This is a genomic window from Psychrobacter sp. 2Y5 (assembly GCF_051847375.1).
In the GTDB taxonomy this organism is placed as follows: Bacteria; Pseudomonadota; Gammaproteobacteria; order Pseudomonadales; family Moraxellaceae; genus Psychrobacter.
Window position 1 is genome coordinate 39,619 of the sequence record NZ_JBPYDA010000004.1, and the last position, 19,410, is coordinate 59,028.

Sequence of the window (19,410 nt, forward strand, 5' to 3'; positions counted from 1 at the left end):
GTATTATCAATTAGTGCGCAAATGTCGTCTTCTGTAAGCTGAGTCAGCTAATTATTAGCTACCCAAAAGCTTTGTTTATTTAAACGAATCTATCATTTAACTAGAAAAGCTCTTAAGTATTGTTATATCATAAGTGTGCAGTTGTACACTACTAGCAATAAAAGGAATTTATTGAAGGCTGAAGATGGTAGTTGTAGTAGTTATTTTATATGCCTTTAAGCCATTATTAACTAAGGACAGTAAAGCTTATGAAAATCATAATACGCGATCGGCGCGCGCCGAAATTAGCGCTATTAACAGTGGCCGTCTCGTTTGGATTGGTCAGTTGTTCGGATAGCGATAGTAGCTTCAACGATCAAGTCGTCACACCTCCTACCTCCTCTGCATATGCTGCTGATATTCGACGCACTGAGTTTGGAATTCCGCATATCACTGCTAACGACTATAGCGGTTTAGGCTATGGCGTCGGCTACGCTTTTGCGGAAGATAATATTTGTTCGCTTGCCCGCGAGATTGTGGTTTCTAGTGGAAAGAGTATGCTATATCTAGGTGACGAAGGTAGTGTGGCTAGCGATGTATTCTATACTTGGTATAACTCACCAGCCAAACGTGCTCAGTTTTTGAATGCACAAGAGCCTGAAGTGCTCGATGCGGTAGCTGGTTATGCCGCTGGGGTTAGTCGCTATCTGCGTGATACAGGCGTAGAAAACATCGATCCTGATTGTGCCGGCGCTGAGTGGGTACGCGAGATCAGTACTGATGATCTGCTAGCCCTTTACGGCAAAGCCAATTTGCGCGGCGGGCTCTCTAACTTTGTCAGTCCCATTGTAGCTGCCGCTCCGCCAGCAGATAATGTCGTTATGGGTAGCAGCAGGATGCGCTCTATTGAATCAGACTCCGCTACAGAGATGAGCTTAAACTCAGTTTCGTCGACATCTGCTGCAGATTTAGCGGCAGGGTTCGATTTCGATATGTCGACCATTAACGCGATGGATGGCGGTAGTAATGCTTACGCATTTGGTAGTGAGGTCACCGGTAAAGACGAAGGGGTTATGTATGGCAACCCCCATGAGCCGTGGAATGGTGTACAGCGTTTTTATGAGTTTCATCTGACTATACCCGGTGAGATTGATGTCATGGGTTCAGCCCAGCAAGGTCAGCCGTTTATCAATATTGGCTTCAATAAAGATGTCGCTTGGAGTCATACCGTCTCTACTGCCAAGCGCTTCACCCTATATCAGCTTGATCTGGTCAATGGCGATCCTATGAAGTATAACTATACCAATGAGGATGGCGTCGTCGAGCAGCGCGATATCCGCATGGATGAAGTGACCATTCAATTACCCAACAACGAAACGTTGACTCAGCCTGTTTATTCCTCACACTTTGGTCCGATGTTAGCTGTTAATCTCGTCAACGGCGCACTGCCAGCGTGGGGCCAGAATAACAGCGCCTTTACCATTCGTGATGCCGCTGCAGAAAATGCGCGCTCATTGAATCAATGGCGTAGCATGAACAAAGCTACTGGCGTCGAGGATCTCGTCGACAGAATGCAAGATATGGTCGGTCTAGGCTTCGTCAACACTATCGCCACTGACCGCTATGGCAAAGCGCTCTACGCTGATATCTCCACCGTACCGCATGTAACCAAAGAGAAGCTTGAGAGCTGTACTGATGGCAATCTCTTCCTAAAAGCCATTGTTAACTTTGGCTTGCCAGCACTGCGAGGGGATACAGCAGCCTGTGAATGGGGCAATGATGATGACTCACCGCAAGCAGGTATCTTTGGACGCTCAAACTTGCCGTTCTTGATTCGTGATGATTATGTCGCCAATTCTAACGACAGCTATTGGTTAAGTAACCCTCAAGAACCTTTAACTGATTTCTCGCCCTTGCTCCGTCGTCAACTCACTCCCTTCTTAGGTGCTACCCCTGTCGATGGTGTGCCGTTACTTATGCGCTCACGTATGGGACTGGTACAGATACAGGATCGTCTGAATAATAATGATGGTCTTGGCGGTACTACCTTTAACTTAGACAATATGCAAGAAGTGGTCTACAGTAATCGCAGTTATGCCGCTGAACTGGTGCTAGATGACGTGTTGGCCGACTGCAGCGCCAATCCTATTATGCCATTGACTAATGGCGAGACCATTGACGCTACGCAAGCTTGTAATGTCCTAAGTAATTGGGACCGCCGTAACGACATCGATAGCGAAGGCGCGCACGTCTTTAGAGAGTTCTGGAGAAACGTTGGCTTTGAAGAAACCACTGAAAATGAAGATCTATTTAGTGTACGCTTCGATGTCAACGATCCGGTCAATACGCCGCGCGATATTATTATTAGCTCTAAGACTCGTACCGCGCTAGCAGATTCTATTCAGTATTTCCAAGATAAAGGCATTGCCCTTGATGCTACTTTAGGTAGCGTGCAGTATGTCTTTGACGCTGGTAATAATAACGAAAAAATCCCTATGCATGGCGGTCTAGGTACCGGTGAAGGCCTGTTCAACGTCGCAAGAGGACCTGGACCTAATGATGCCGGTAACTACATCATCAATAATGGCCCCACTTATATGCAGTCGGTCACTTTTGATAATAACGGCCCTGTCGTAGAAGCGCTACTAGCTTACTCGCAATCAGCGGATAGCACGCGCCATTATCATCGTGATCAGACGCGTCGCTACTCAGCCAAAGACTGGATTAAAGTACCTTTTAGTCGCAGTGAAATCGCTGAAAAAGCAGTCGGTGGAGTGCTAAAAATCAGAGAAGACAAATAATTAACGTAAGTAGAACTTAAGCACTTTTTATAAAGCACTTTGTATAAGAGGCCTCAGATAATTCTGAGGCCTTTTTGATTAAGTCTACCTTTATCCATCTGCAAACCATTAACGGCAATCAAATAAATAGCAGACATATAAAACCACTAAATTACCCTAATAGAGCTAAGGATTTGCTACAATACAACCTATTGATTCAGCCATTTTTTTGATAAAACAGTCCTAAACAGCCTATCTGTTTTTAGCTGAATCTTCAGCTGACTATCATTGCCGCTAACGTGAAAGGAGCGCCGCATGACAGAGTATTCAACCCCTTCTAATCCAAATCACTCTCAACAGCCTTATAATCATGCAGGTGAGCAGCCTACTACTGCTCGTCCTGTCGTTGAAGTTGCAAACCCTTACGCTAGCCTACGCGGCGATAGTGGCAATAAACAGTTGCCTAGCTTTGATCAGGCACTTATTAATAAATACAATCGCTCAGGACCACGCTACACCTCTTACCCGACCGCTTTAGAGTTCTCAGAGATAGCTGATGGTTTAGAGACCAAAATCCTCCAGAGCCGTGAAACACGCGCGCCATTATCGTTATATTTTCATATCCCCTTTTGTCGTCATCTGTGCTACTACTGCGCTTGTAATAAAATCATTACTAAAAAGAACAGCGACTCAGGCGATTATCTAGAATACTTATTTAGCGAGATTAAACACAAACGCCGTTTATTGGCAGTTGAAGAAGGCAAAAAACCACTGGTTAAGCAGCTGCACTTAGGCGGGGGTACGCCAACATTCTTGCGTGATGAAGAGTTAGTACGGTTGTGGGAGTTTTTGCAAACTCAGTTTGAATTTTTGCCTGAAGATGAAGGCGATTATTCTATTGAGATTGATCCACGTGAACTGGGTGATAACACTTTACAGACACTACGCAATCTTGGCTTTAACCGAATTAGCTTAGGGGTACAGGATCTAGAAGAAGCGGTGCAAATTGCGGTAAATCGCGTGCACTCAGCAGAGCTTATTGCTAATATTTTGACTGAGGCAAGAGCGCTTGGCTTTCATTCGATCAATCTCGATCTAATTTATGGTCTGCCGCATCAAACGCCTGAGACTTTGCACAAAACGGTACAACGCATTATTGAGATGGCACCGGATCGGTTATCGGTATTTAATTACGCGCATCTGCCAGAACGCTTTAAAGCACAGCGGCAGATCAAAGATGAGGACTTGCCAAGTCCAAGCGACAAGCTAACGATGCTTGCTGATACGGTAAATACACTGACCGAGGCCGGCTATCAGTACATAGGTATTGACCATTTTGCTAAACCCGATGATGAGTTAGCGATAGCACAGCGTGCGGGCAAACTGCACCGTAATTTTCAGGGCTATACCATCATGGGTGATTGCGATTTGTTAGGCTTTGGGGTCTCCGCTATTAGCCAGATTGCCAATAGCAGCAACCGTTATATTATGCAAAACCATACTGACCTGCAGGTTTATCAAGAGACTATTAACGCAGCACGCAGCAACCCTAACGTTATGCCCGCGGCGAAAGTCATTAAAACCTCTATCAAAGATCGTCTGCGAGAGTATGTGATTATGAATCTACTCTGTCATGACTATATCGACTTCAAAGATGTGAATCAAAAGTTCGGTATCGATGCAATTACTTACTTCATTGATGAGATTGAGCAGCTTGGCGCTATGCAAGAAGATAAGCTTATCGATATGGACGCGGCGGGTATCCGTATTATGCCCAAAGGCCGTTTTTTAGGACGTAACGTAGCGATGGTATTCGATGAGTATCTAAACAAAAAGCACAAGAATCGCTTTTCTAAAGTGATTTAATAAGCTTTAAAAACAGATAGTAGAGAACGAAAAGACCTCAATTGAGGTCTTTTTAGAGCTAAAAATAAAATTTGAGCAAGTCGTTGTTTAAACCTTGAGCTTGTCGCCAACCATACCTTTGACCGTACTTAAGATATCAGCCGGCAATACCACCATTTTTGAGTTATCAGATTCAGCCAATTGTCGAATCGACTTAATGTACTGCTCACCTAACAGGTACACAATAGGCATCTCTTCATCGCCCATCGCCGCAGTAATCAAGCGAATGGATTCCTCAGAACCTTTGGCTAGGACCACTTGCGCTTCTGCATCACGGCGTGAAGCTTCTAAGCGGCCGTCCGCCTCTAAGATAGCCGCTTGCTTTTGCCCATCGGCGCGAGTAACGGTAGCACGGCGTAGACGCTCAGCAGCGGCCTGTTCTTCCATCGACGCTTGCATGGTTTGTGAGGGATTAATATCTTGAATCTCAACCGTCTTAAGCGTAATTCCCCAATCAGCAATATCTTCTGAGATAGCATTTTTGAGTAGCGCTTTGATCTCATCACGACTAGACAAAGCGTTATCTAAATCCATCTCACCGATGATTGAGCGCAAGGAAGTCTGTACCAAATTACGAATACCGTATTCATAATCTTCAATACCATAAACGGCTTTGTCTGGGCGTACGATATTGATATAAGCCACAGCGTTGGCGATGATTACCACGTTATCGCGAGTGATAACCTCTTGTGAGGGAATATCTAAAACGATATCTTTGGTAGTGACTTTATAGGCTACTCTATCGATAAAAGGAATGATCAGCGTCAGACCAGGCTCAAGCGTCTGATTAAATTTACCCAAGCGCTGAACCACCCACTTGTAACCTTGAGGAACAATCCTTACCCCTTTAAAAACGGTAAAGATAATCAAGGCAATTAGTACCACCATGACGATACCGCCACCACCTAAGATACCTAAAATACTGTTCATAACGCTCTCCTTGAACCTCTGCCATAAATGACGCAGCAATAGGTCATATTTATTTCAGCTTCCTAATTTCTTTTATCTCTTCTATCTTGCTACTTCATGCTCTAATTTGAAAATATTATTGGCATATACGGACTACTTATCCGTAAATTTATTTTTTAGACGTACCCTATCTAGGTTAGGTTTATTTAGGTTTAAGCGGCTACTTTTGGTTTTTCCTTTAAGAGCTTGAGTCTCTACTTTAGGCGTAATATTAGGCTGTACTTCAGTTGTGGCCGCCGTGATGCGCTGAGTCGGAGCGACCATGAGCTCATTACCTATGATACCTGTCACTACTACCCTATCGCCAACCTCTACTACCTTGCCTTCGGTACGGCAAGGCCATTCATCCGCGCCAACTATTGGAACATTGAAACGTACCATGCCAGATTTATCAGCTTGCGGCTTGAGCACTATCATACCAGTCTCACCAACGATCACGCTGCCACCTAGTCCTGCTTTGGTACGGTTTACCGATAGGGGCTTAATATACTTGATCCAAGCGAACATAAATAGCACAGATAGTGCAAGCCATATGAGCACCTGTGCTACAACAGGAATAGGCAATAACCAAGACAACGCTGCAACAATCACAGCAGCAGCACCGAACCAAAGGCTAGCAAAGGTGGGAATAAAAATCTCAGCAATCATCAATAAGAAACCTAGTACTAGCCAATGCCAAGGTTCCAGCATCCAAATAGTCTCAATCATTGCGGCGACTCCCTTTATTGTTCTAGCTTTTAATGTAGCACATCTCGGTTATTAATATTATCTTAAAAATCAATATCATACTGTTATTTATAACTTAAGAGCATTCACCATATAAAAGTTATGATTCTGCATAAGATTAAAAGGACTTTGACCTAAAATTATACAAAAAAAACGACCACCGAAGTGATCGTTTTATCGTGCTAGCTGAGCTAAAAAGTAAATCTTAGCTTATAAATTCAGACTAGAATTTTAGATGAGCACCAACAGTGATAAGCTTGGCATCGACATCGCTATCCATCATAGAATATTCAGCTTCTACACCAAAGTCAGGATTAACTGAATAACCTAGACCAACACCACCGGCGATACCAGTATCACTGCTAGAGTTTGAGACCTTAACTGGACCAACGGTATAGTCACCTTCTACTTTAGTTTTTGCTACCCCAAGCTTACCTTTAGCATATAAGCCTGTATTTGGGAAAGAATAACGGTAAGTACCATAAGCACCGTAAGTCTTAGCATCTAAATCACCGTTTCTATAGTCAGCATCATCTGATCCTACGTATTCAGCTTCTAGACCGAAATTAGGGTCAAAGTTATAACCACCGTAGATACCATATGCAGTTGGATCATCAGCGTTATCAACGTCTAAGTCGAATTGACCGACTTTAACACCAACATATGGCTGACCGGCATAGCCACTACCATAAGTTACGGCAGCTTGTGCGCCTACACTTACTAAAGAACCAGCGGCTAGTGCTAATAGAGTTTTCTGTAAAGTTTTCATCTTTATCTCCTGAGTTTCATATTTTGACAAACAAGTTAGTACTTAAGTTAGTTATTAAGGCTTTTTTCAGCCTTATCGCCCTGTTTGCTAACGATGAATATATAGTAACAAAACATGTCATACGCTGTGTCTACGTTTGAGGGCATACGGGTTAAGATTTGCAAGTAAATATCAGTAACTAAGTTACAAAGACTGAGATATGAAATCTTTTGTTACATAACTAGATTTTTTATAAAATTTATGTCCATCCGCACTCATAATGACTCAATTAGTGATAACGACTAACCAATAAAAAAACGCACCTCGACAGGTGCGTTTTTCTAATACTTATATAAAACTAGCTTTAAGGTATTGCCAGTAGTATCAATTATGACTTTTTGTCTTCGTCCACTTCGGTGAACTCTGCATCTACTACATCATCATCCTGCGCTGCATCTGCTGACTCTGTGCTTTGCTGGAACTGACCTGGATCCATACCTTCGCCGCCTGCGCTATTATCAACATAGATCTTTTGGCTAACCGGTAAGAAAGCATTATCTAGCGCTTCAAGTTTAGCTTTGATGTCGTCATGATCGTCTTCTTTAGTAGCCGTTTCAAGCTCAGAGATAGCCGTCTCTACTGATGATTTTTCTTCTTCAGTGACTTTATCTTCTGACTCTTTTAAGGCCTTTTGTACTGCATGAATACGACCATCAGCTTCGTTACGCACTTGCGCTAAGTTTGCAAACTTCTCATCTTCAGCAGCGTTAGCTTCTGCGTCTTGTACCATTTGCTCGACTTCTTCATCCGACAAACCAGAGTCTGCTTTGATCTGGATACTTTGTGCTTTACCCGTGCCTTTATCAGTGGCTGAGATGTTCATGATACCATCAGCGTTGATGTCGAAAGTCACTTCAATTTGCGGCAGACCGCGCGGCGCTGGTGGTATATCGGTCAAGTCAAAACGGCCCAAGAGTTTATTTTGGTTAGCTATTTTACGCTCACCTTGATACACCTGAATGGTAACTGCAGGCTGGTTGTCTTCTGCCGTTGAGAACACTTGTGATTTCTTAGTAGGAATCATGGTGTTTTTCTCGATAACTGGCGTCATCACACCGCCCATGGTTTCGATACCTAGCGTCAATGGCGTCACGTCAAGCAATAGTACGTCAGTTTTGTCGCCAGAGAGTACCGCGCCTTGGATCGCTGCACCGGCCGCTACTGCTTCATCAGGGTTCACGTCTTTACGTGGCTCTTGACCGAAGAAGTCTTCTACTTGCTTTTGTACTAGTGGCATACGAGTCTGACCACCGACTAAGATAACGTCATCGATATCGCCAACTTTTAGGCCAGCATCTTCAAGAGCAATCTTACAAGGACCCATCGTACGTTTGACTAGATCTTCAGTTAGGCTCTCAAGTTTTGAGCGGCTAATAGTAATGACTAAATGTTTAGGACCACTGCTATCGGCAGTGATATAAGGCAAGTTCACTTCAGTGCTTTGAGCACTTGATAGCTCAATCTTCGCTTTTTCTGCCGCCTCTTTTAGACGCTGCATTGCAAGAGAGTCGCCTTTTAGGTTGAAGTCTTGCTCTTTTTTGAACTCATCAACGAGGTAGTCGATAAGCGCTGAGTCAAAGTCTTCTCCGCCTAAGAAAGTATCGCCGTTAGTCGCTAATACTTCAAACTGCTGCTCGCCATCGACATCAGCGATCTCAATGATTGAGACGTCAAACGTACCACCACCTAAGTCATAGACTGCTACTGTGCTATCACCTTGTTTTTTGTCCATACCATAAGCGAGTGCTGCTGCGGTTGGTTCGTTGATGATACGCTTTACATCAAGACCGGCGATTTTACCCGCGTCTTTGGTTGCTTGACGCTGTGAGTCATTAAAGTAAGCAGGAACGGTAATAACGGCTTCAGAAACGCTCTCACCAAGATAGTCTTCGGCTGTCTTTTTCATTTTTTTCAATATTTCAGCAGAGACCTGTGGTGGCGCAAGTTTTTTACCGTTGATCTCAACCCAAGCATCACCGTTATCGGCTTTAGCGATTTTGTACGGTACCATGCCGATATCTTTTTGCACGACTTTGTCATCGAAACGACGACCGATCAGACGCTTGATAGCGAACAGGGTCTTATTCGGGTTGGTGACTGCTTGACGCTTGGCAGATTGACCAACCAAAATTTCATCATCTTTATAAGCGACGATTGAAGGGGTAGTACGCGTACCTTCAGCGTTTTCGATAATTTTGACGCTATCGCCTTCCATTACCGCTACACATGAGTTGGTGGTTCCTAAGTCAATACCTATTACTTTACCCATAATTAATTGCTCCAAATGTTGTTAAATTTCTATTGGGTTGCTTGCAGTTTTTGTGCATCCAAACTATCAAAAAAGAGCTGCCAAAAACTCAAGCTAAAATCAAACTATCAGACCATATGTGGTCACTTGTTGCTTTATATCGGTTTGCGCTGGTATTTTTTCAAGTCAATAACAGCGCAATAATTCGCTTTTGTGTGAATTTTTGTGAATATCCTTACCTTTAATAAGGATTATTAGCTTGTTTTTTTTGCTAATCTCACTTATTAGCCAAGCTTACTGGTTTAACTTATTGACCGACGCGAACCATAGCAGGACGCAGCAGACGACCGTTTAGGCTATAGCCTTTTTGCAGTACCGTACCGACCGTATCAGGCTCAGCATCAGCATCGATACCGACCGCTTCGTGCAAGTCTGCGTTAAACGTCTCGCCTTGTGGTTCGACAACCTCTACGCCGTTTTTATTCAAGACATCTAGCAAAGCTTTGTGCGTCAAGCGCACCCCTTCGGTGACAGGGTCGTCTGAGGTGGTACTTTCGATAGCGCGCTCTAAGTTATCAACCACTTCTAATAGCTCTTTGGCAAACTTCTGCAGGGCGAATCTCTTACTTTTATCGGCTTCTTGTTCCATACGCTTTTGCGCGTTATAAGTTTCAGCATTAGCACGGGCAGTCGTCTCTTTTGCTTGTTTGACTTCGCCTTCAAGCTCTTTGATGCGCGCTTCATAAACATTGATATCGATTTCGTTATCGATAGTGGCTTCATCGGCTGAATCGTTTTGCGGGTCAAACTCATCCATCGTTTCTTGCAGGACGCTTTCACTGCGCTCAAGATTACTGTGAGCCGCTTTTGCGCTATTTTCATCAGCTTGTTGATTTGGATTTTGTTCGCTCATGATAACTCCTTATTATTTATGATAATTTTGTAATATACCTAGAATTTAGCACTTCATTAATACTTTTGCTGCAAACCATATTCAATAGCTGATTGATAAAGGTAGTGAGGGCATATTTCAAGCCTAAAGCCGAGGATTTTTTTAATTTTGAGATTTAATTTCTATAAACCAGACAATGGCAGCCAAAACAGCACTTAAAGCTGAATCATTCTTTATAGTTTACTTTTAGCTCGTAAATGATTACTAAACGATACTTAACTTCACTTTTGATTGTTTTATGATGACCTCACTTACTACTTACCAACTATTATTTATAAAAAATATTGAACTATAAACTGAATTATAAAAAAGTATCAAGGTCATAAAAAGCTATAAAAAGTCATAAAGACCGATACCTAATTTATGAGGAATGCCATGTCAAGCTCTTCTATAACCTCGCTTAATGCTTTGATAAATAAAGCGGCGGCGAGCTTAAACACTAAGTCGAAACTAGCTCCCTTAGAGGGCGTAAAATACTATCAAGCGCATGAAAATCAAGCTGAGACTGCGCAGCTTAGCGAAAGCGATAATAGATATAGATTACTCGGTGAAAAGCTTGCAAGCTTCCTGCCCGCGACAGACTATCAGCAGCATGCTCTACATTACGTACTAAAGGGGCTGGGATATTTACCTGATGCTATGTTAGAAGCATTAGTAAGCTATCTAGATGGTCCAACAGCCAAACAATACCCAAACGCTAATGCGCATTTGCGATTGATCATTGCGGTTAATGGCCGACTAAAAACCCCTTTACACCTCTCTAAAATGCAAGAGCTACGTGAGAGATTTGCAGCCGACGCGGTCGCTATGCAAGACCCTAAAGTCTGGCAGCAAGCGACGAGTAATAAGCTTGCCACCCTAAAGCTTATTAATAAAAGTAGTGATGCGGCTGTTAATTGGCAAGATAAAGCTATAGCCAACGCTGATGATGACGATATGATTATTCGCTGCTATCAAGCGGGTGTCCATTCAAAAATCAACCATAACCCTGATGAGACAGTGATGTTGTTCTTTCATGGTGGCGGCTTTTGTATTGGTGATGTCGATACTCATCACGAATTTTGTCATCGCGTCTGCGCGCAGACAGGTTGGTCGGTGGTCAGTGTGGACTATCGCTTAGCGCCTGAGCATGCAGCGCCAGCAGCCTTAGAAGATGCGATCAAAGCTTATGCTTGGTTAGCCAATAACAGTCATAGCCTTGGTGCTTCACCGTCGCGTATTGTCCTAGCTGGAGATAGCGCTGGTGGCGGTCTATCGACGTTACTAGCGCAGCAGCTGACTCACCCAACCGAAGAGGCTTGGTCAGATCTAGGGATTGCCGGTCAGCATATGTATAAACTACTTAAAACACTACCTCGTCCGCTTGCGCAGATGCCGCTGTATCCGGTCACTGATATCGAAACTGACTATCCAAGCTGGGAGCTATATGGCGAAGGTTTGCTATTAGATCATGCTGATGTGGCCGTTTTTGACGCCGCGTTTATGCAAAACAGCCCGCTGCCACGTGAGCATGTGCTTATCTCGCCTATGATTGGTGATAATAGTAAAGTGTGTCCGACTTATATCGTTGTCTCTGAGCTTGACGTGCTACGTGATGAGGCGTTTGCTTATGCCGGTCAATTAAAGGCTGCTGAGATAGCAGTTGAGACTTATACGGTACTCGGTGCCCCTCATGGCTTTATGCATCTGATGAGCGTCCATAGCGGCTTAGAGCAAGAAACCCAGTATATTATCAATGACTTTGCGCGTTTCGTCGGTGAGATCATCAACGCTGAATCGTTATTGGTCGCTTAGTGAGAGCTTGAACTACTGGTTGGCCCGTCATCTCAATAAGCCAAATCTCAGAGCGCGAACCTAAACGAAAAGGAATACCCCAAAAGCCATAGCCGGAGGAGACGACAAAGTGTCCTCTGCCTATGGCTTTATAGCCGTAACCCAAACGATTAATCGCTCTGACGATAAAATTAGCGGGGAATATTTGTCCGTCATGGGTATGGCCAGAAACTTGCAAGTCTATCGGTAATTCGCTGTGCTGCTCAATATCGCTAGGTCTGTGATCGAGTAATATGACTGACTTACTGGCGTCAACTTGCTGCAACAAATCGGTAGTTGCTACGCGCTCGCGTTTATGATTATCAAAACGACCTATCAGCCAAATTGTCTCGCCTGCATACTCTAGCTTGAATACTTCATCATTTAATAGTTGCACGCCAGCCTCTTGCAAAGCCTTGCTGATCGGCTGCTCATGGCCATATAAGTCATGATTGCCTAAAGTGGCATAGACACCGTAAGGTAAGCTGCTACAAAGTTCAGTCAATTTGGCGGCCATATTATGAGCGGTATAAGCTTTTATATTGTCATCCATAATATCGCCTGGCATCAGCAGTATATCCGCTTTATTCTCAACAATAAGCTGATGTAGCTTATCTATTGCTTTATTGCCAAACAGCTGACCTAAATGCAAGTCACTTGCCATAGCAATACGCAATGAGCTTGCTAAAGGTTTATTGATCGTAATAGATAACCGGCGCACGACCGGAACATAAGCGCAATACAAACTATAAATAAAAAGTCCGACAAAAATAACTAATGCCAGTATTCGCAGCGCCGCACTTACTGAAACGGTATTCAAGATAGCGACATCCGCAAACGAGTGAATAAATCCATAACTTCCGTATAAAAGACTCACTATTAATGCGGTCAGCAGCATAAAATGCATAACCAGCAGCCAGCCACTCATCCAGCGATAGCTATTGTCAAAGCGCTTGCTAAAAGTCACAGCTAACAGACTATTAGTAATAACAAATATTAAGACCCAAACAGCTGTAGTCATGCTTGATGTCAGCCAAGGCTGTAGCAACCACTGTAGAGATAGCGCCGCTCCAAGGCTAAAAAGCTCTAACAAAGCAATAATGATAATAAAAAAGACATAACGCATCTAGGATCCTAAAGCGGGTTTTAGTATTAAAATAAGTGGATGACTTGAGAAGGTTAAGCGGCATAGTAGATAACACAGCTACAACAACGAGAAGGGTTGTCACTTTTTATAAAATAGTATGCCTTTAGATTTAATTAACGCTTATTTGGCGGCATTTTACAGACGCCGCTTGCGCAGGCCTGCGTCACTGCCTTGCCATAAACCAGTCTAGTCAGCCAATTTGGAATCCGGTAGCGGTTACGTGCCACATAAGGATAAGCAAAATCGCCAAGCTGCCTGACAATCGGTAGATACAGCAGCATGGAGCCTTTCATACCACTGGTTCTATACAGTAATCGTACCGCGTCCATATGCGTATGCCAGCCACCATACCAGTCTTGTACACATAGATAAGTCATGGCATCGCTACGGCTAAACCCTGCTGCTTGCAAGGCCTCTAAGCCTTCATCTACTGGAATCAAAGTGATAGCTTTAGGGTTACGCGCGCGTAAGTTATAGGCTTCTGTACTACACAATATGCAGCTATCGTCATAATACATAGTGATAGCAGCATGGTTTTGACTTTGGTCTTTTTGATTTTTATCTTGATTAGTCTGACGCGATATTGTCATTTTATAACTCCTAGGGCGATTTATTGTTAGCAAATTAGTATTAACAAATAACCTATTTTGAGCTGATGCCGATATGACTCTTTTATAGAACGACTAATAAGGCAGGTATACTGCTAATTATCGCTATTTTTGGAAAACTCATATTATTTATATATTTTCTGTCAAAACTGAAATTCACGCCCAAAATAATGGGTTATTATTTTGAATAATAAATCATCTTTATGATCATTTAAATTTTTCTTAGTTAATATAGTCGAATTACTTTAAAAGTGTCATAGCGCTGCTGGGATAAATTTTACGCAGCCTCTGTGGTAACAGCACGCAAGTAAAGTTAATACCAATAGCGCGTTCAAATTTATAACAACTTTATTTTGAACTGACTATATTTAGTCTGGAATTAAAAGCCACTTATCGCTTCTATAATACGTTTTGTTTCACATGAAACATTAGTTGTAGAATCACTTACTCTGCTCTTCTAGTGCTTGTTGAATATCAGTATGCTTAAAGTCATAGCCTGCTTCTAACAAAGCTTGTGGTAGCACCTTTTGCCCATCGATAAGCAAAGTCGACATCTCACCGAACATCAATTTGAGTAAGAACTCTGGCAAAGTAAAGATAGTGGGACGATGTAGCCAAGCGCCCATAGCTTTAGTAAAAGTATGGTTGGTTACTGGGTTTGGCGCTGTCAAGTTATACACTAGCGCTGGCGTATCATTATGAGTCTTCAGCTCGTTATTAGGCGTGACTTGTTTACCGCTTGTCTCAGTCAGATGCTTTTCAATAATAAAAATCGCCGCCCCTACCCAATCCTCACGGCTAATCCAACTCATAATTTGCTCACCATCGCCTAACTGACCACCTACGCCCATCTTAAACGGTAATAATAACTTGGCGATCATTCCACCCTCAGGATGAATCACCACCCCAGTACGAACGATAGCGACTGGTACACCATAATCAGTTGCTTTGAGCGCTAGCTGTTCCCAATCGTCACATAATTTGTGCGAAAAATCTGTCTGATAAGCACTACTTTCGGTTAAAGGCTTATCGCCTTGAGTGCCATACCAACCGATAGCTGAACCACTTAGCATCAGCTTAGGTTTCACATGACTGCGAGCAATGAATTCGAGTAGCGACTCTGTGGGTTTTACTCGGCTCGCCATCAGTTGCTCTTTACGCTCATCACTCCAGCGCGAATCGGCAATCCCCGCCCCTGCTAAATTTATAATCACATCGAAGCTTTTATCAATAGTTGCAAGCTCCTCATAGGTCATCATATTTATGTCGTTAGGATGCGCTTGGTTGGTATCACGCGTAAGCCAAGTGATATGTAATTCTTTATCTGCCTGCTGATAGCGCTTAGACAACTCTTCACTAAACGTGCTTCCCAAAAATCCTGAACCACCGCTGATTAAAATATTCATCTGCTTATCCTTGTTGTGTGCTTATTGCTCATACCGTTCTGAGTCATCATTAACTCAAAAACTTCTTAATACTTGCCCCTAGTTTTAGCACCTTTTTTAGCATACTAGTAGGGAGCTTAAGCATCTCGGAAGACCAAGTGGTTAAAGTATTTACGAAGTCTTGAGTGTCACTTATCCGGGCTCTAACTTCGCTGTTTTCATATTCAAACTCCGGGCTATCCATCAGATCTTGTAAAAACTGTACGGTAGGTTCAAGCTCACGCTTTTGACGCTCAACGACGATGATACGCGCCAGCTCCCAGACATCAGTATTGGTAGTGAAGTGATCCCGGCGATCGCCTAAAATAGAAACTTTTTGGATCAGACCCCAGTTTTGTAACTCTTTAAGACTATTTGAGACATTAGAGCGCGCCACGCCTAGCGTCTCAGTAATCTCTTCAGCATTTAATGGCTTACCGATGATATATAGCAGCGCATGTATCTGCGACATCGTCCGATTGACGCCCCACTTAGGGCCCATTTCCCCCCAGTGTAAGACGAATTTTTCGGTGACGGGATTGAGTCTCATATTGCCTCACACTTATTTATATTGCTTTTTCTTGATACTTATAATGATTTAAAACTAACAACTAATAACGTTCATCATTTAGAAAGTAAATAACTTATAAACCATACTGCGCTATTCTCTTATTTCTGTCAAGACTGAAATAAGCAGATAAAACGTTCTTTTTGTAGGACATAATTATCAACTAAGACTCATTGCATACTAATGAAGGGAAAACTTTAACGGATAATGCGCCCGCTAAGCGCATCACCGATTTGACTTGGTAATTGATAGCCCAAAGTCTCCCCGCGCAGATAACCAACCTTCTGTGTTGGCTGACTATTATTATTTATACTGACGCTACCCTCTAAAAAATAACTTTTCGCTTCTGCCAATGTTAACGCAGGTGGCTGGCCTGAAGGGTTACAGCTTGTGGAGACAAGAAAGCCATAAGGGTTCTGTATTGATACCAGCTGCGCACATAGCTGTTGTACTAATGGATGCGCGATGACGCGTACAGCGACGCTATCATGTGCGCCCGTTATCCAAGTCGGTATGGGAGGGGTGAGTGACTTTGGCAGTGGCAGTAACCAAGTATGTGCTTGTTGTACAAGGAAATCAGTACTAGGCTGCCAACTGGCCAGCACTGTGTGTCGCTGCTCACAGCTCAGAGGTGCAAGTAGCGGCGCAATGCGCTCGATGCTATCGGTAACGACGATCATGCCTTTGTCTTGTGGCCGCTGCTTAATGGTCAGCAGCTGCTGCACAGCGCTTTCGTCAAAAGGATCGCAGCCAATCCCCCATACGCTTTCGGTTGGGTAGGATAATAGCTGTCCTTGGTTTAGCCAGTGAGCAGCTTGTACGACTGAATCGGTAATGAAGGGCGCAGAAAAAGACATAAGCTGAAAGCTCTAGAATGGAGTAAACGTATTAGGGTGTGTCGGACAATCAAAAAAAGGCATTGCTGATAGCTAAAAACAACTATAGCCAGTTCGAAATAAAATCAATACGCTAATCTTAACGTGCAGCTCTAAAGTAAGTTTACTATATCATAAACGTAAATAGCGGCCACCTTGTACATCGATAGCGCCGAGTAGCTCTAGCTCCATTAGCTGACCGATCAGCTGCGGTGCTGTCAGCTTCGAAGATATCAACAAGGCATCTAAATCTTGCCCATGCCAGTCGAGCAGCTCATAAATAAAAGACAGATGCTCAGGTATCTTTATTGGTGAGGATGTACGAGTTGGCATGCTATGGGCTAATAATGCTCTATCAGTTGTTGATCGTTGTGGTGAATTACGCGGTGTCGATGGCTTAAGTGGCTGATTTATCGATGGCAGGCTCGGAGAAAAGCTCAGTTGAACGTTTACGTCGCTCAGCACCTGATCGGGATGATAAATCAGCGTCGCGCCTTCACGAATTAGATGATGACAGCCCTCAGCGTTCTTATTGTCGATGTGGCTTGGCAGCGCAAAGACTTGCTTGCCTTGCTCAGAGGTGAGTCTGGCAGTAATGAGCGAACCACTTTTGATAGTGGCTTCTGTCACTATTGTCGCTAAACTTAGGCCAGCAACTAGCCGATTGCGACGTGGAAAAGTGTGCTTATGCGGCTGCGTATGCGGTAATAGTTCGCTAATAATACAGCCGCCTTGCTCGATAATTTGGCTAAACAGCTTGTCATGATGATTTGGATAAAAGACCTCAATTCCTGTACCCATAACCCCTACCGTGCGGCCTTGATACTCGCTATCCACTTGAGCCAATGCTCCTAAGTGCGCGCATTTATCTACTCCCATAGCCAAACCGCTCGTAATGACATAGCCTGTTTGCGCCAAGTACTGAGCAATATCGAAAGTAGATTTTTGGGCGTGAGCGCTAGGCTTTCGGCTCCCTACCATAGCGATTTGTGCTTGCTGCAAGCGCGCGATATTACCCTGGCAAAACAACAAAGGCGGCGGATCATAAATCTGCAATAACTGGGCTGGAAACTCAGGCTCATCGGCAAAAAGCAGCTGATATCTTTCAGCTACGAGTGCTTGTTCAATCTTATCAATGCTAGCTAGTGTCTGCTGTTGCTGCTCATGACGCTGTAAATGAGCAGTATGTATCCCTAATGCTTGCCAAGTACTTATGCTAGCTGCCCAAGCTTTCTGTGCACTATCAAAGGCACTCATTAACTTATAATAAGCGGATAAGGAGCCATTCACTTCATACCACAGCGCCAATATTGCACGCTGATTAGGATCTAAATGAGGTGAGGATTGTGGCGTCATAGTCGTCTAGCTCATATAAGAGGTATGCTTATCCAAATAAGTAACTTAGTTTATCAATAAAACTTCTGGCTTATAAGCTAGCTAGATTGCCTGTTATAAATAAGGCGGTGGTAGTAATTGATCACCGACGCTGAGTGGCAGCTCTGAGCTCAGTACATAAGCATAGCTTATATCATCAAAGCTATTGAAGACCATCACCATGCCACTCTCTTCGCTAGGCAGGGGTACCGAATTGTCATTATCTATGGTATCTCGCACCAGTGGACCTTTTTGATAGACTGTCAATACATCGCCAGGCTTTGCGCCTTGAGTCGTGCCTAAGTTAATAGCGACGACACTACCGCGCGCCGCTGAGCTAATAGAGTCCATCACTCTTACGATCATGCCACCGCGACTCACCTGAGCTGGCGCCGGATAAAACACTGGCGGAATAGAGTTACTTAGCTCAACGAACACTCTATCGCCTTCGCGCACTTCCTTACCATAAGATTCGGACAGCTGTAGACTGCTAACCCCATTTTCAGCGACACTAGTGACTATGCCGCTTGCGACTTGCATGGCCTCTAAACCGATGACCTTTTGAGTTTTAGGTTCGACATAGCGCTCGCCTTCACGGTAGATACCATAGCGCTGACCGACGATAAGCGGTACACCTTTGGCATAGACTTTGTCGCCGCTCGCGGTAATTAAGTTACGATTTTTGGAAGCTAAAATATAAGGGGTACTGTTGAAGTCCTCTGGCCGCACGATGGTATAGCGATCTAACCAGTGCTGAATAGAGCTTAAAGGAATTGCGGGAATACTATTAGCGACTGAGGTAACAGTAACTTCACGCTCTACCGTTCCCATTAACTGCTTTTCGATACCAGCGCAGCCCTCGCCAGTATCGATACCGACTAGAGTCTTACCTTGAATGATACATAAGATAAGGATGTCATCGGGGTAGATAAGATCAGGATTCTTAATTTGCTTATTGGTTGCCCAAATCTCTTTCCAACGCCATGGACTCTCCAAGTAGCGTCCGGAGATGTCCCATAACGTATCGCCTTTTTTGACAATATAACGGTTGGGAGCATCTGCCTTAATGGAAGGCGCAGGGTTGTTGGCAAAAGCCGTAGACATTAATAAGGCGCTACCAAACATAGTAGCAACGAGCGTCTTTGTTATCGTTTTTAGACTGGTATTCATGGCGATATCCACAAGGTATAATTAGATCACAGGCATAATTTTGGTTAATTGTAGACAAGCCTTCT

General features: G+C 43.6%; 14 protein-coding genes and 1 pseudogene. 3 read left to right on the forward strand and 12 right to left on the reverse strand.

Annotated features, from left to right (window positions below; all coding sequences use genetic code 11):
* The first annotated feature begins 248 nt into the window (after positions 1–248).
* Positions 249–2,780: a penicillin acylase family protein gene (locus ACS8E3_RS05315; protein ID WP_439242003.1), complete on the forward strand. Its 2,532-nt coding sequence runs from the start codon at positions 249–251 to the stop codon at positions 2,778–2,780.
* 294 nt (positions 2,781–3,074) lie between these two features.
* Entirely contained in the window at positions 3,075–4,625 is a 1,551-nt protein-coding gene (hemN, locus tag ACS8E3_RS05320; RefSeq protein ID WP_439242005.1) for an oxygen-independent coproporphyrinogen III oxidase, read from the forward strand.
* Positions 4,626–4,712: 87 nt separating this feature from the next.
* Here the strand turns inward: hemN and ACS8E3_RS05325 are convergent, their stop codons facing one another.
* The 5 genes and pseudogenes from ACS8E3_RS05325 to grpE all read right to left on the reverse strand — a co-directional run bounded on the left by ACS8E3_RS05325 (position 4,713) and on the right by grpE (position 10,328).
* A complete protein-coding gene (locus tag ACS8E3_RS05325; protein ID WP_439242007.1) occupies positions 4,713–5,594 on the reverse strand; it encodes an SPFH domain-containing protein in 882 nt (293 codons plus the stop codon).
* A gap of 291 nt (positions 5,595–5,885) precedes the next feature.
* Positions 5,886–6,341, reverse strand: a pseudogene (locus ACS8E3_RS05330) (NfeD family protein); the annotation flags it as partial.
* A gap of 241 nt (positions 6,342–6,582) precedes the next feature.
* A complete protein-coding gene (locus ACS8E3_RS05335; RefSeq protein WP_439242009.1) occupies positions 6,583–7,128 on the reverse strand; it encodes a porin family protein in 546 nt (181 codons plus the stop codon).
* A gap of 367 nt (positions 7,129–7,495) precedes the next feature.
* Positions 7,496–9,436, reverse strand: coding sequence for a molecular chaperone DnaK (dnaK, locus tag ACS8E3_RS05340; protein WP_439242011.1), 1,941 nt, complete (start codon positions 9,434–9,436; stop codon positions 7,496–7,498).
* A gap of 286 nt (positions 9,437–9,722) precedes the next feature.
* Complete coding sequence (gene grpE / locus ACS8E3_RS05345; protein ID WP_439242013.1) at positions 9,723–10,328, reverse strand: nucleotide exchange factor GrpE; 606 nt, start codon at positions 10,326–10,328, stop codon at positions 9,723–9,725.
* Positions 10,329–10,742: 414 nt separating this feature from the next.
* On the opposite strand from grpE, the gene ACS8E3_RS05350 reads away from it, so the two are divergent.
* Positions 10,743–12,161, forward strand: a complete 1,419-nt coding sequence (locus ACS8E3_RS05350; RefSeq protein WP_439242015.1) for an alpha/beta hydrolase — start codon at positions 10,743–10,745, stop codon at positions 12,159–12,161.
* On the opposite strand, the gene ACS8E3_RS05355 is transcribed toward ACS8E3_RS05350, so the two are convergent.
* The 7 genes from ACS8E3_RS05355 to ACS8E3_RS05385 all read right to left on the reverse strand — a co-directional run bounded on the left by ACS8E3_RS05355 (position 12,133) and on the right by ACS8E3_RS05385 (position 19,345).
* On the reverse strand, positions 12,133–13,305 hold the full coding sequence (locus ACS8E3_RS05355) for a metallophosphoesterase (protein ID WP_439242017.1): 1,173 nt from the start codon (positions 13,303–13,305) through the stop codon (positions 12,133–12,135). The genes ACS8E3_RS05350 and ACS8E3_RS05355 overlap by 29 nt on opposite strands.
* A gap of 134 nt (positions 13,306–13,439) precedes the next feature.
* Entirely contained in the window at positions 13,440–13,916 is a 477-nt protein-coding gene (locus ACS8E3_RS05360) for a thiol-disulfide oxidoreductase DCC family protein (protein ID WP_439242019.1), read from the reverse strand.
* A gap of 458 nt (positions 13,917–14,374) precedes the next feature.
* Positions 14,375–15,340: a TIGR01777 family oxidoreductase gene (locus ACS8E3_RS05365; protein ID WP_439242021.1), complete on the reverse strand. Its 966-nt coding sequence runs from the start codon at positions 15,338–15,340 to the stop codon at positions 14,375–14,377.
* A 49-nt stretch (positions 15,341–15,389) separates the two neighbouring features.
* Entirely contained in the window at positions 15,390–15,908 is a 519-nt protein-coding gene (locus tag ACS8E3_RS05370) for a GbsR/MarR family transcriptional regulator (RefSeq protein ID WP_439242023.1), read from the reverse strand.
* A gap of 215 nt (positions 15,909–16,123) precedes the next feature.
* The gene (locus tag ACS8E3_RS05375) at positions 16,124–16,783 is read right to left on the reverse strand and encodes an L-threonylcarbamoyladenylate synthase (protein ID WP_439242025.1); all 660 of its coding nucleotides are present in this window, start codon (positions 16,781–16,783) and stop codon (positions 16,124–16,126) included.
* Between the two features lie 150 nt (positions 16,784–16,933).
* Complete coding sequence (gene dprA / locus ACS8E3_RS05380; protein ID WP_439242027.1) at positions 16,934–18,157, reverse strand: DNA-processing protein DprA; 1,224 nt, start codon at positions 18,155–18,157, stop codon at positions 16,934–16,936.
* 93 nt (positions 18,158–18,250) lie between these two features.
* Positions 18,251–19,345, reverse strand: coding sequence for a LysM peptidoglycan-binding domain-containing protein (locus ACS8E3_RS05385; protein WP_439242029.1), 1,095 nt, complete (start codon positions 19,343–19,345; stop codon positions 18,251–18,253).
* Between the last annotated feature and the right edge of the window lie 65 nt (positions 19,346–19,410).

Excerpts from the sequence above, each read along its gene's own strand:
- ACS8E3_RS05350 (WP_439242015.1), top strand. The coding sequence starts at position 10,743 with ATGTCAAGCTCTTCTATAACCTCGCTTAATGCTTTGATAAATAAAGCG.
- ACS8E3_RS05385 (WP_439242029.1), bottom strand. The coding sequence starts at position 19,345 with ATGAATACCAGTCTAAAAACGATAACAAAGACGCTCGTTGCTACTATG.
- ACS8E3_RS05375 (WP_439242025.1), bottom strand. The coding sequence starts at position 16,783 with ATGTCTTTTTCTGCGCCCTTCATTACCGATTCAGTCGTACAAGCTGCT.
- ACS8E3_RS05325 (WP_439242007.1), bottom strand. The coding sequence starts at position 5,594 with ATGAACAGTATTTTAGGTATCTTAGGTGGTGGCGGTATCGTCATGGTG.
- ACS8E3_RS05370 (WP_439242023.1), bottom strand. The coding sequence starts at position 15,908 with ATGAGACTCAATCCCGTCACCGAAAAATTCGTCTTACACTGGGGGGAA.
- hemN (WP_439242005.1), top strand. The coding sequence starts at position 3,075 with ATGACAGAGTATTCAACCCCTTCTAATCCAAATCACTCTCAACAGCCT.
- dprA (WP_439242027.1), bottom strand. The coding sequence starts at position 18,157 with ATGACGCCACAATCCTCACCTCATTTAGATCCTAATCAGCGTGCAATA.
- ACS8E3_RS05360 (WP_439242019.1), bottom strand. The coding sequence starts at position 13,916 with ATGACAATATCGCGTCAGACTAATCAAGATAAAAATCAAAAAGACCAA.
- grpE (WP_439242013.1), bottom strand. The coding sequence starts at position 10,328 with ATGAGCGAACAAAATCCAAATCAACAAGCTGATGAAAATAGCGCAAAA.
- ACS8E3_RS05365 (WP_439242021.1), bottom strand. The coding sequence starts at position 15,340 with ATGAATATTTTAATCAGCGGTGGTTCAGGATTTTTGGGAAGCACGTTT.
- ACS8E3_RS05315 (WP_439242003.1), top strand. The coding sequence starts at position 249 with ATGAAAATCATAATACGCGATCGGCGCGCGCCGAAATTAGCGCTATTA.
- ACS8E3_RS05355 (WP_439242017.1), bottom strand. The coding sequence starts at position 13,305 with ATGCGTTATGTCTTTTTTATTATCATTATTGCTTTGTTAGAGCTTTTT.
- ACS8E3_RS05335 (WP_439242009.1), bottom strand. The coding sequence starts at position 7,128 with ATGAAAACTTTACAGAAAACTCTATTAGCACTAGCCGCTGGTTCTTTA.
- dnaK (WP_439242011.1), bottom strand. The coding sequence starts at position 9,436 with ATGGGTAAAGTAATAGGTATTGACTTAGGAACCACCAACTCATGTGTA.